This window comes from Actinopolymorpha pittospori, from assembly GCF_014873875.1.
Classification (GTDB): Bacteria; Actinomycetota; Actinomycetes; order Propionibacteriales; family Actinopolymorphaceae; genus Actinopolymorpha; species Actinopolymorpha pittospori.
This window is the reverse complement of record NZ_JADBEM010000001.1, coordinates 4,544,681-4,557,005: the sequence shown is the minus strand read 5'-3', so window position 1 is coordinate 4,557,005 and position 12,325 is coordinate 4,544,681. Positions and strand designations below refer to the sequence as shown.

Below are 12,325 nucleotides of genomic sequence, written 5' to 3'. Positions count from 1 at the left end.
ACGGCTGGCCCGCGGGGGCGCAGGTGTGTCGCCGAGACCATGTCACGCACTCGACCAGTCGGCGGGCTGAGCCACGGGCCGCGACCGGCGGGGCGGGTGATCAGGCGGTGTCGTAGAGGGAGAAGGTGGCGCCGTTGTCGGAGCGCGCTCGGGCGGCGATCCAGCCCGCACCGTAACCCGCGGCCGCGCCATCCGTGGTGAGTGTCTTGGTGCCGTCCGACAGGTCGAAGACGTCCACACAGCCGTGCGGGCCGGCCGGCACCGAGGCGCAACCGTCGTACCCGCTCTCCCACAGGAGGAGCCGCTCACCGGTCAGCGCAGCGGTGACGTCGTTGCGGGCGCCCGCCGGGCCCTCGATGCTCCAACGTGCCCTGCCGGTCCGGAGGTCGTACAGCGTGAGCCGAGCGGTCTGGTCGTCGCGGACCATCACCACGCGCTCGTCACCGGCCACGATGGTCCCGGCCCGCGGCCCGCGCCAGAGGGTTCGTCCCTGCCGAAGGTCGAACACCTGCGGGCGCCCGTCGGACGTCGTCGCGAACAGCGTCGTACCGCTGCCATCGGGCAGGCCGTATCGGCAGCTCGCACCCTCCACCGGCACCGCCAGGCGCAGCGTGGTCTTCCACCGGCGGCTCCCGGACCGGGGGTCGCGGCCCTCCAGGTCGACCGTGCACGCCTTGTCACCCTGCTGGTCCGTACTCCCCAGAACGAGGGTGTCCCCGGCCAGGTCGTTGAACTTCACGATCCGCTCGGCACTCGCGGGGTACAGGCCGCCGCCGAACTTCGCTGTCTCCACCCGCACACCCAGACGCCGTCCGGTCGACGCGTCCAGCGTGGTGATCCACGACTTCCCGCCCAGACCCGTCGGCTTGGTCGACAGCACCACCACGCGCGGCGACGCGGCCACGACCTGCGCCACGTGCTCGGCGTCCACCGTCCACCGAGCGCGCCCGGTACGCGGATCCCGCGCACTGAGTCGGCAGTCGTCGGATCGGCCGGTCTGCTTCCCTCGGCACACCGGCGTGAACACCGTCTGGTCGGTGACGGCGATGTACGGCGACGCGGTCTGCTTCCACAGCGGGTGACCCGTCACGGGGTCCACCGCTTCGACGACCTCGGGATGGGGCCAGTGGTCGTCGGTCGGATGGCTGTACGTCGCGACCACCACACCACCGCTCTCCCGCACGGTGACGCTGCCGTTGCCCTTTTCGAGACCGGCTTCGACGTCGGGAAACGTACGGTGCCAGCGTTCCTTGCCGTCCTGGGCGAAGGCCCGCACCTCCAGCCCCGACGTGACGAGGTACGTCGAGCCGGCCTGGATGACGGTCCCCCTGCTCCAGCCCGGCGACCAGTTCGCCACGGCCAGCAGGGCCAACCCGGCGACCACGGCAGCGGGCCCCTTGGAGCGCGCTGCTAGCCGAGAAAATGATCTCATCGGAGCAATCTGGCAGACACCGCTGGAGCACCGCTGACGGGGCGGCTACGTGGATGCGGCTACTGGACGACGACCTCGATGCGCTGGAACTCCTTGAGTTCGGTGTAGCCGGTGGTCGCCATGGCGCGGCGCAGAGCGCCGACGAGGTTCATGGTGCCGTCCGAGGCGCGGGAAGGCCCGAAGAGGATCTCCTCCAGGCTGCCGATCGTGCCCACCTCGACCCGGGCGCCCCGCGGCAGCTCACCGTGGTGCGCCTCCATGCCCCAGTGGAACCCGCGGCCCGGCGCCTCCTTGGCCCGGGCGAGCGGCGAGCCCAGCATCACCGCGTCGGCGCCGCAGGCGATCGCCTTCGCGATGTCACCGGAACGTCCGACCGATCCGTCGGCGATCACGTGGACGTACCGGCCGCCGGACTCGTCGAGGTAGTCGCGCCGCGCGGCCGCGACGTCAGCGACGGCCGACGCCATCGGTACGGCGACTCCGAGGACGCTCCGCGTCGTGTGCGCGGCGCCACCACCGAAGCCGACCAGCACCCCGGCGGCGCCGGTGCGCATGAGGTGCAGCGCCGCCTGGTACGTCGCGCAGCCACCGACGATCACCGGAACGTCCAGCTCGTAGATGAACTGCTTGAGGTTGAGCGGCTCGGTCTGGTGCGACACGTGCTCCGCGGAGACCGTGGTGCCCCGGATCACGAACAGGTCGACGCCCGCGTCGACCACGGTCTTCCAGTGCTGCTTGGTGCGCGGCGGGGAGAGCGACGCCGCGACCGTGATCCCGGCCGCACGGATCTCCGCCAGGCGCGCGGTGATCAGGTCAGGCTTGATCGGCTCGGCGTAGATCTCCTGCATCCGGCCGGTGGCGCTCTCGGCGTCCAGGCTGGCGATCTCGGCGAGCAACGGCTCGGGATCGTCGTAGCGGGTCCACAGACCCTCGAGGTTCAGCACACCGAGCCCGCCGCGTCGGCCGAGTTCGATCACCGTCTGCGGGGACGTCACCGAATCCATCGGGGCGGCGATGACGGGCATGTCGAAGCGGTAGGCGTCGATCTGCCAGGCCGTCGACACCTCCTCGGGGTCGCGGGTGCGCCGGCTGGGCACGATCGCGATGTCGTCGAAGGAGTACGCCCGGCGACCGCGCTTGCCACGGCCGATCTCGATTTCGGTCACGAGCCGATTCTTCCGTACGCCTGCCGGCCCGCGGGCGGGCCCTCCCCCGGTTGGGTCCCGCGCCCGCGCCGGCCCGCCCTGTCAGCGCCCCCAGTAGTTGGGCGCCTCGACGGTCATCTGAATGTCGTGCGGGTGGCTCTCCTTGAGTCCGGCCGAGGTGATCCGGACGAACTGCCCGCGCTGCTGGAGCTCGGGGACGGTTCGCGCCCCGACGTAGAACATCGACTGCCGCAGCCCGCCGATCAGCTGGTGGGCCACCGCGCTCAACGGACCGCGGAAGGGCACCTGACCCTCGATGCCTTCGGGGACCAGCTTGTCGTCGGAGGGGACGTCGCCCTGGAAGTAGCGGTCCTTGGAGTAGGAGCGATCCTTGCCCCGCGAGCTCATCGCGGCGAGTGACCCCATGCCGCGGTAGGACTTGTACTGCTTGCCGTTGATGAACACCAGGTCACCCGGGCTCTCCTCGCAGCCGGCGAGCAGCGAGCCCAGCATGACCGAGTCGGCGCCCGCGACGATCGCCTTCGCGATGTCGCCGGAGTACTGCAGGCCGCCGTCGCCGATGATGGGAACGCCGGCCTTCTTCGCGGCCTGGGCGGCTTCGTAGATCGCGGTGACCTGCGGCGCACCCACTCCCGCGACGACCCGCGTCGTACAGATCGATCCGGGTCCGACGCCCACGCGTACGCCGTCGGCGCCCGCGTCGACGATCGCCTGCGCGCCCGCCCGGGTCGCGACGTTGCCGCCCACGACGTCGACGTCGCGCGCCGCGGGGTCGGCCTTGAGCTGGCGGATCATGTCGAGGACGCCGCTGGTGTGACCGTGCGCGGTGTCGACGATCAGCAGGTCGACACCGGCCTCGACCAGGGTCATCGCACGCTTCCAGCCGTCTCCGAAGAAGCCGACGGCGGCGGCGACGCGCAGCCGTCCGGTGTCGTCCTTGGTGGCGAACGGGAACTGGTCGCGCTTCACGAAGTCCTTGAGGGTGATCAACCCCTCCAGCCGACCGGAGTCGTCCACCAGCGGGAGCTTCTCGATCTTGTGCTCACGCAGCAGACCCATCGCGTCCTCGGCGGAGATCCCGACCCGGCCGGTGACGAGCGGCGCCGGGGTCATGATGTCGCGGACGAGCCGGGTGAGATCGGTCTCGAAACGCATGTCCCGGTTGGTCACGATGCCGAGCAACTGCCGGTCGGCGCCGACCACGGGAACGCCGGAGATGCGGTATTGGGCGCAGAGGGCGTCGGCCTCGCCGATCGTCGCGTCGGGGCCGATCGTGATCGGCTGGGCGACCATGCCGGCCTCGGACCGCTTGACCAGGTCGACCTGCTGGGCCTGCTCCTCGATGGAGAGGTTGCGGTGAAGGACGCCGATGCCACCCTGCCGGGCCATCGAGATGGCCATCCTGGCCTCGGTGACGGTGTCCATCGGACTGGACAGCAGCGGGATCCGCACACTGATCCGGCGCGAGATGCGGCTGGTCGTGTCGATCTGGTTGGGGATGACGTCCGACTCACCAGGGAGCAGCAGGACATCGTCGTAGGTCAGGCCAAGGGTGGTGAGGGGGCCGGTGACGTCGCCGTCTTCCTGCCGGGGATTGAGGTCCATGCTTCCTCCGGTCGCGAGCGTCTCCTCATGCTAGCGGTGACCGGTGTCGGCCAACCCGTGCGGGGGTGAGATCACCCGTAACGTTCCCATATCACCCCAAACGGGCCGTCTGGCGGACAGCTCAGGACGTCCGGCGAACCGGCCCGCCGCGGCTCACGCCCGTTGGGGCGTGGGCGGATGTCGCGGGATCCAGCGCCCCATCAGGAAGGCGCTCACCAACCCGACGCCACCCATCAGGATCACGGCCGGGCCGAGGGCGACGGTCGCGCTGACGGCGCCGATCACGAGCGGACCGGCGCTGTTGCCCGCGTCCGCGCACAGCCGCCAGGCACCGAGGAACGCCGTCCGGCCGACCGCCGGCGACACGTCGGCTCCGAGCGTCATGATGATCCCGCTGCCGATGCCGTTGCCGAAGCCCATGATCACCGCGACGATCGCGAGCGTCACCGCGGTGTGGGTGAGCGGTAGGAGCAGATGGGCGATGCCCAGGATGATCATCGACGGGACGGCCACGAACGCCCGGCCGATCCGGTCCATCACCTTGCCGGCCGGATAGAAGAGCAGCATGTCGACCGACCCCGCGATGCCGAAGATGATGCTCGTGGTCGCGGCGTCCAGGCCGATCGAGTCGGCCCACAGGGGGATGACGACCTGCCGCGAGGCGCGCACCGCGCCGACCAGGAGGGCGCCCATGCCGAGGGTGCGCAGGACGGCGGCATGGCTGCGGGCGACGTCGATGGTGCGCACCGGCCCGGTCTTCGAGACCGCGGCCTGGTGCGGTGGTTCGGGGAACGCCACCAACACGATGCCGGCGACCAGGGCGGCCACCACGTGCAGGCCGTACGCACCGTCGGTGCCCCAGAGCTGGACCGTCGCGGCACCGAGGAACGGCCCGATGAACATGCCGATCCGCTGGACGCCGCCGAGGGTCGACATGGCCCTGGCCCGCAGCTGGTACGGCACGACCTCGGCGAGATAGGCCTGCCTCGCGAGACCCCAGACGGCGCCGGCGAGTCCGGTGCAGAAGATGCCCGCGACGAGGACCAGCTCGTGCCCGGCGAGCATGCACGCGGCCAGTGCGGCGATCACGAGCGCGGTCGCCGCCAGCATCGCGCGGCGTTCGCCGATCCGTCCGGCCAACGCACCCGCCGGTAGGTCGCCGATCAGCTGGCCGACGCCGGCGGAGGCGACCACCAGGCTGGCGACGCCCACGGAGGCACCGAGATCGCGAGCGGACAACGCGACGATCGGGGCGATCGCACCCTGGCCGACCCCGTACAGAAGGGACGGCAGGTACACCCGTACGCCAAGGGAACGGAGGGTGACCTGTTCTGACATCAGACCTATTGTCACCTACCAGGGTCGGACGCGGTCCGCCGGGAGGTCCGAAACGCGTTCCATGCAAGGGATGCGGGACTCGGTGCGTCTACCAGCCATGACCGCCGCATCCATCCGGCATGAACAGAACGGGGGTTGGCCGGTGACCGACGTCGCGGAGGAGTTCGCGGCGTACGTGGCGTCCCGCCAGCGCGCACTGGTTCGGACCGCGTACCTGCTGACTGGCGATCTGCACGAGGCGGAGGACCTCGTGCAGTCCGCGCTGACCCGCACCTACCTCGCGTGGCACCGCATCCGCGACCGGAACTCCGTGGACGCCTACGTGCGCCGAGTCCTGATCAACGAACACCACAGCTGGTGGCGCCGCGCCTGGCGCCGCGCCGAACGCAGCACCGACACCCTGCCCGAGCGGCCCGGCGCGGCCGACTCACGGTTCGAGGAACGCGACGAGATGTGGGAGCTCGTCCAGACCCTGCCGCCACGGCAACGCGCGGTGGTCGTGCTCCGCTTCTACGAGGACCTGAGCCCCACCGAGATCGCCGCCGCGCTGGGCTGCTCCGTCGGGACCGTCGGCAGCCAGACCAGCCGCGCGCTCGCCGCCCTGCGGGCGCGGTACGAGCAGTCCCCCGACGCCTCGGAGGCCACCCGCCGTCGCGCCGGATCCGGACACGGGAACGCTGAGAGGGGCGCCTGACGATGCCTGACTTCGAAGAACTCATCACGACCTCACTGCACCGCCAGGCTGGCCAGGTCGACACCAGCCGCCGCCTCGCCGAGGAGGCGTACAGGCGGGGCCGCAAGGTTCGGACCATCCGCCGGGTCACCGCCGCCGTCGCCTGCGCGGCCGCCCTGGCCGTGGGGGTTCCGTTGGGCGTCCAGCAGATCGGCGCGGACGGCCGGCACACGCCGGTAGAACCCGCCGGCACCGCTCCGGCCCGGACCGAGAGCCCCACACCGACCCCCACGACGACCCCGACTCCGCGGGCGACGACGACGGTCCCGCAGAAGAGCCCACATCCGCCCGCCCGGACGACCCCGCCCAACACACCGAGCCACACGGCGAGCCCACCGGCACCCCCGGCGCCGAAGCTCCCGGTCGTGATCGACGTCGACTACACCAAACTGCCGCGAGGCGCCGACCCGAAGGTTCCGTGGTTCGCGGACGGCGTGATCCACGACGGTGACCGCGAGGTTCCGGTCCCGGGGCTCACCGACGCGTCGTTCGTCTACTTCGTCGAGACGTCGAGCGGATACGTCGTCAACGTCGCGTGCTGTGCGATCGGGCCACAAACGTATGCGAACCACCTCATCCGGTCCGACGGCATGGTGATCCGGACCCTGAAGGCGGACATCGTCGACGTCCCCGTCGTCTCGGCGGACGGCCGCATGGTCGCCTGGACGGAGGAGGGCGCCACCGAGGACGATCCACTCTCCGCCGTGGTCGTGGACGCCGCGACCGGACGGGAGCTGAACCGCCGGCAGATCGATGTCGTCTACCCGATAGCGGTGGGCTTCATCGGCGACGCGGTGGTCCTGTCCGAGAGCACGGTCTGGAGCGAACCAAGTAGGACGCTGCGCTGGAACGTCCGGAACAACACGCTCACCAGCGAGTCGGGGACGTCGCGACCGGAGGGCACCGACGGCACCCGCCGGATCCTCCAGCGGACCAGACCCGACGGCCCCGGAAAGGGATGTATGGCCATGTTCGACACCGACAGAGGCCGTCTCGCCTGGGAGAACTGCGCCGTGGATCCCTGGGCGTTCTCCTACGAGGGGCGTTACGTGAGCGGACGAAACGCCAGCAAGAACCGCGAGGAGATCCTGGACGCGGGGACCGGACAGACCGTGGTCATCCTGGGCGACCGGTCGAGCGGGATGACGCTGTACGCGGTCGAACCGGACGGGGCGTTGCTCTTCGTCGAGAGCGGCGGCGAGGACCAGGCGAGGACGCTGGTCAGGTGCGGGCTGAACGGACGCTGCGAACGCGCCAGCGACATCCACCCGAACGACGACCCGGGTCCGCCCCTCACCCTGCCCGGCGTGTACCCGCGGTAGGGCCGCGCGGACACGCACCCATGACACCAGCAACGACCTGACCGGTCACACGAAAGGCCGAAGGGCTCGGCTCCTCGAAGGAGGATCCGAGCCCTTCGTCATGCCTGCGCGTCACGCGGACGCACGAGGGTGTCGCTCAGTGACCGTGGCCGTGGCCGTGGCCCTGACCGGCGGGCTCCTCGGCCTCCTCCGGCTTGTCGACGACGAGCGTCTCGGTGGTGAGAAGCATCGCCGCGATCGACGCCGCGTTGGACAGCGCGGAGCGGGTCACCTTCACCGGGTCGATGACGCCCTGGGCGGCCAGGTCGCCGTACTCGCCGGTGGCGGCGTTGTAGCCCTTGCCCGGGCCGTTCTCGCGGACCTTCTCCACGACGACGTAGCCCTGGGCGCCGGCGTTCTCGGCGATCCAGCGCAGCGGCTCGCGGACGGCGAGACCGACCAGCTCGTAGCCGACCTTCTCGTCACCGGTCACCGACGAGGAGTCGAGGCCAGCGGCGGCGTGCACGAGAGCGGCGCCACCACCGGTGACGATGCCCTCCTCGATCGCCGCGCGAGTCGCCGAAACGGCGTCCTCGATGCGGTGCTTCTTCTCCTTGAGCTCGACCTCGGTGGCCGCGCCGACCTTGATCACGCAGACGCCGCCGGCGAGCTTCGCGAGCCGCTCCTGCAGCTTCTCGCGGTCCCAGTCGGAGTCGGTGTTCTCGATCTCGGTCTTGATCTGCGAGACGCGAGCCGCAACGTCGTCCGCGGAGCCGCCACCGTCGATGACGGTGGTGTCGTCCTTGGTGACGGTGACGCGGCGAGCGGTACCGAGGACCTCCAGGCCCACCTGGTCGAGCTTGAGGCCGACCTCGGGCGCGACGACCTGGCCACCGGTCAGGGCGGCGAGGTCCTCGAGCATGGACTTGCGGCGGTCACCGAACCCGGGAGCCTTGACGGCCACCGAGTTGAAGATGCCGCGGATCTTGTTCACGACGAGGGTGGCGAGCGCCTCACCCTCGACGTCCTCGGCGATGATCACCAGCGGCTTGCTCGCCTGGACGACCTTCTCCAGCAGCGGGAGCAGGTCGGCCATCGAGGAGATCTTGCCCTGGTGGATCAGGATGTAGGGGTCGTCGAGGACCGCTTCCTGCCGCTCGACGTCGGTCACGAAGTTCGGCGAGATGAAGCCCTTGTCGAACTGCATGCCCTCGGTGAGCTCGAGCTCGGTGCCGAGAGTGTTGGACTCCTCGACGGTGATGACACCGTCCTTGCCGACCTTGTCGAACGCCTCGGCGATCAGCTGGCCGATCTGGGCGTCCTGGGCCGAGATCGTGGCCACGTGGGCCATCTCGTCCCGGGTGTCGACGGCCTTCGCCTGCGCGAGCAGGGTCGCGTTGATGGCCTCGACAGCCGCGTCGATGCCCTTCTTCAGGGACATCGGGTTGGCGCCAGCGGCGACCGCGCGCAGACCGACGTGCACCATCGCCTGGGCGAGCACCGTCGCCGTGGTGGTGCCGTCACCGGCGATGTCGTTGGTCTTGGTGGCGACTTCCTTCACGAGCTGGGCGCCGAGGTTCTCGAACGGGTCGTCGAGCTCGACCTCGCGGGCCACCGTCACACCATCGTTGGTGATGGTGGGGGCGCCCCACTTCTTGTCGATGACGACGTTGCGGCCCTTCGGGCCCAGCGTGACCTTCACGGTGTTCGCGAGAGCGTCGACGCCGCGCTCCAGCGCGCGCCGGGCGTTCTCGTCGAACTCCAGGATCTTCGGCATAGGTGTAAATGTCCTTCCACGACGCCACCCGGAGCCCAGGCCAAGGTGGTGGCCACCGGGGTGGTGCCAGTCGTCAGATCAATGGCTGCGTGAGGCTCCGGGATCGGACCGGGAGCATCGTGAGCGGACGGCAGGAGGGTTTCCGGGCGCACCTACGCAGAGTGCTCCTGCGCGCACGTTCCGCGCGCAACGAACACCCTCCTGCCGGATGGCTCTTACTTCTCGACGACGGCGAGGACGTCGCGGGCGGAGAGGATGAGGTAGTCCTCGCCGCTGTACTTCACCTCGGTGCCGCCGTACTTGCTGAAGATCACCTTGTTGCCGACGCTCACGTCGAGCGGGACCCGGTTGCCGTTGTCGTCGATGCGACCCGGCCCGACCGCGACGACTTCGCCCTCCTGGGGCTTCTCCTTCGCGGTGTCGGGAATCACCAGCCCCGACGCCGTTGTCTCTTCGGCGTCGAGCGGCTTGATGACGATGCGGTCCTCGAGCGGCTTGATGGAGACCGACACTTCCTGACCTCCCCCTTCACGGGATGTCGCGGTGATGTGCTCACCTGTGGTGCGACTCGGGCGCGCCGTCGTCGCGGTGCCGGCCGCCTCGTCGCGGGCTGTTGCGCTGGCACCCTAAGGTCGAGAGTGCCAGTGACGAATCTAGGCGGTTGCTTAGCACTCGGTCAACCCGAGTGCCAGGCGGGTCGGCCAGAATGTGCCCAGTGGCGAAAGACGATCTTGACGCTGTCGCCAAGGATCAACGCCTGGACCGCTCCGGCGGCGGAAGGAGAGCCCGCGCGATGGACGTCGAGGAGTTTCGGGCACTGCGCAGCCCCGCCGGTCTCGAACTGCTCGCCGAGGTCAGCGCGGTCTACGCCGAGCGGGACGCGATCGCGCTCGCGACCAGGCTGCGGCGGCGGCATCCGGGCGACCTCGTCACCGCTGCTCTCACCCAGGCGGCGCTGCGGCAGCGCGCACGGGCCAAGTTCGGCGCCGAGGCCGACCAGATGTTCTTCACCCGGGACGGGCTCGAGCAGGCCACGACCGCCGCGGTCGCGGCGTACCGGGCCCAACGTGTCCGGGACACCCTCGACACCGGCGAGGAGTCCCGGCGGGCGGCGACCGCCCTGTGCTGTGATCTGTGCTGTGGGATCGGCGGCGACCTGCGTGCCCTCGCCCGCGCCGGCCTCGCCGTCACCGGCGTCGACAAGGACCCGTTGACGGCGGAGATCGCCCGGGCCAACCTCGCCTTGCTCGGGTCCGGCGACGACGGGCAGGTCGGGCCTGCGCGGATCGAGGTGGCCGACGTGACCACCTTCGACCGGACGCCGTACGCCGTGGCGGTCGCCGACCCGGCGCGCCGTTCCGGCCGCGGCCGCGTCTTCGATCCCGCCGACTACTCCCCGCCCTGGTCCTTCGTCGAGGAACTCCTCACCGGTACCGCGTGCGTCAAGACGGCGCCGATCATCCCCCACCGGTTCCTACCCCCGCAGGTCGAGGCCGAGTGGATCAGCGAGGGGCGCGAGGTGAAGGAGGCCGCCCTGTGGTCGGGTGACCTGCGGACCAATACCGGAGCGGGTGGGCACGGAGTACGCCGGCGGGCGACGGTCCTGCCCTCCGGGGCCAGCCTGACCGACGCCGACGACCCGGGCGAGGCACCGGTCGGCCCTCCGCTGGGCTACCTGTACGAGCCCGACGGCGCGGTGATCCGGGCCGGCCTGGTCACCGCGGTCGCACCGCTGGTCGAGGGTGCGCTGCTGCATCCGAAGATCGCCTACCTCACCTCCGACCGGTGGGTCGCGACGCCGTTCGCGACGGCGTACCGCGTGGAGGAGGTACTCCCCTACGACGTCAAGGCGCTCAAGCGGGCCCTCCGGGCGCGTGACGTCGGCATCCTGACGGTGAAGAAGCGCGGCGTCGAGGTCGAACCCGAGGTCCTCCGCAAGCGACTCGCGCCGCGGGGGCGCGCCGCGGCGACCCTGGTCGTCACCCGTACGGCGGACTCCACCCTCGCCCTTCTCGTCCAGCCGATGCCGGCCGGCCCGACCGATCAGGGCGGAGACTCACTCGCGGCCGGGCCCACCGGACCGGTTAGGGTCACAGACCGATAGCACTCGTGTCAGCACTTGTGTCCGGACGTCGCGGAAGGGGCCCACAGATGGCCAAGGAAGTTATCCAGACCGACAAGGCACCCCGGCCGGCAGGCGCCTACTCCCAGGGCATCGTCGCCAACGGCTTCCTCTACACCGCGGGCTTCGGCCCGGCCGACCCGAGCACCGGTCTGCTCGTCGAGGGTGGCGTCGCGGAGCAGACCGCACAGGTCATGCGCAACGTCGCGGCCGTCCTCGCGGAGCGCGGCCTCACCTTCGCCGACGTCGTGAAGGCCACCGTGCACCTCGCCGACCTGGGCGACTTCGCGGAGTTCAACCGGGTCTACGAGTCCTTCCTCGAGCAGCCCTACCCCGTGCGCACCACGGTCGGCTCGGCGCTCAACAACATCCTCGTCGAGATCGACGTCGTGGCGGCGCTCCGCTCCTGAGCGGCGACGCGTGTCCGCGGGGAGGGGCCAAGGCCTCGCCCCGCGGACACCAGCCCAGGAGGTCGAGGTTGTTCGTCGGACGCCCTCCACCTCCGCGAGGTCCGGGGGAACGTCGGGGGAAGGTCACCCGCAGCCGTACTTCGCGGCGACCTCGGGAAGATGCCGCGACGCCCGTTTCATGTCCTCGGCGTACGCGGCGAACGAAGCACGCGCCTCCGGCAGCGGTTTGCCGCCCGCCCGCTCGACGAAAGCACTCGAACCCGCGACGAGGGCGAACTCGTCGACGGAGACGAGCGTCGCCCGCCGGAGGTCGAGCGAGGCGATCACCACGCTGAACGGTCTGACCTGGCTCCACCAGTCGTCGAGTACCGCCGGGTCGAGTCGTATGGTCGCTGCCTGATCCGGCTCCGACGACCCGAGGTCGGACGTCATCGAGGCGAA

General features: G+C 70.5%; 11 protein-coding genes. 4 read left to right on the top strand and 7 right to left on the bottom strand.

Going from position 1 to position 12,325, the window contains the following annotated elements:
* Positions 1-100: 100 nt before the first annotated feature.
* The 4 genes from HEB94_RS21555 to HEB94_RS21540 all read right to left on the bottom strand — a co-directional run bounded on the left by HEB94_RS21555 (position 101) and on the right by HEB94_RS21540 (position 5,541).
* The gene (locus HEB94_RS21555; RefSeq protein WP_192751570.1) at positions 101-1,384 is read right to left on the bottom strand and encodes an outer membrane protein assembly factor BamB family protein; all 1,284 of its coding nucleotides are present in this window, start codon (positions 1,382-1,384) and stop codon (positions 101-103) included.
* Positions 1,385-1,491: 107 nt separating this feature from the next.
* Positions 1,492-2,598 carry a GuaB3 family IMP dehydrogenase-related protein gene (locus HEB94_RS21550; protein ID WP_192751569.1) on the bottom strand — a complete coding sequence of 369 codons (1,107 nt, stop codon included), beginning with the start codon at positions 2,596-2,598 and terminating at the stop codon, positions 1,492-1,494.
* A gap of 81 nt (positions 2,599-2,679) precedes the next feature.
* On the bottom strand, positions 2,680-4,203 hold the full coding sequence (guaB, locus tag HEB94_RS21545; RefSeq protein WP_192751568.1) for an IMP dehydrogenase: 1,524 nt from the start codon (positions 4,201-4,203) through the stop codon (positions 2,680-2,682).
* Between the two features lie 153 nt (positions 4,204-4,356).
* On the bottom strand, positions 4,357-5,541 hold the full coding sequence (locus HEB94_RS21540; RefSeq protein WP_192751567.1) for an MFS transporter: 1,185 nt from the start codon (positions 5,539-5,541) through the stop codon (positions 4,357-4,359).
* A 142-nt stretch (positions 5,542-5,683) separates the two neighbouring features.
* Here HEB94_RS21540 and HEB94_RS21535 point away from each other — a divergent pair, with 142 nt between their 5' ends.
* A complete protein-coding gene (locus tag HEB94_RS21535; protein WP_192751566.1) occupies positions 5,684-6,235 on the top strand; it encodes a SigE family RNA polymerase sigma factor in 552 nt (183 codons plus the stop codon).
* A 2-nt stretch (positions 6,236-6,237) separates the two neighbouring features.
* Positions 6,238-7,596: a hypothetical protein gene (locus HEB94_RS21530; RefSeq protein ID WP_192751565.1), complete on the top strand. Its 1,359-nt coding sequence runs from the start codon at positions 6,238-6,240 to the stop codon at positions 7,594-7,596.
* Positions 7,597-7,732: 136 nt separating this feature from the next.
* Here HEB94_RS21530 and groL read toward each other — a convergent pair whose 3' ends face one another.
* The gene (groL, locus tag HEB94_RS21525) at positions 7,733-9,352 is read right to left on the bottom strand and encodes a chaperonin GroEL (protein ID WP_192751564.1); all 1,620 of its coding nucleotides are present in this window, start codon (positions 9,350-9,352) and stop codon (positions 7,733-7,735) included.
* A 215-nt stretch (positions 9,353-9,567) separates the two neighbouring features.
* Positions 9,568-9,864 (bottom strand): co-chaperone GroES, encoded by a 297-nt coding sequence (groES, locus tag HEB94_RS21520; protein WP_192751563.1) that lies wholly within the window; start codon positions 9,862-9,864, stop codon positions 9,568-9,570.
* Between the two features lie 203 nt (positions 9,865-10,067).
* On the opposite strand from groES, the gene HEB94_RS21515 reads away from it, so the two are divergent.
* Together HEB94_RS21515 and HEB94_RS21510 are read left to right on the top strand one after the other, a co-directional pair.
* Positions 10,068-11,456: a class I SAM-dependent methyltransferase gene (locus HEB94_RS21515; RefSeq protein WP_337917883.1), complete on the top strand. Its 1,389-nt coding sequence runs from the start codon at positions 10,068-10,070 to the stop codon at positions 11,454-11,456.
* A gap of 47 nt (positions 11,457-11,503) precedes the next feature.
* The gene (locus HEB94_RS21510) at positions 11,504-11,884 is read left to right on the top strand and encodes a Rid family detoxifying hydrolase (RefSeq protein WP_192751562.1); all 381 of its coding nucleotides are present in this window, start codon (positions 11,504-11,506) and stop codon (positions 11,882-11,884) included.
* 123 nt (positions 11,885-12,007) lie between these two features.
* Here the strand turns inward: HEB94_RS21510 and HEB94_RS21505 are convergent, their stop codons facing one another.
* Positions 12,008-12,316: a hypothetical protein gene (locus HEB94_RS21505; protein ID WP_192751561.1), complete on the bottom strand. Its 309-nt coding sequence runs from the start codon at positions 12,314-12,316 to the stop codon at positions 12,008-12,010.
* Positions 12,317-12,325 lie beyond the last annotated feature (9 nt).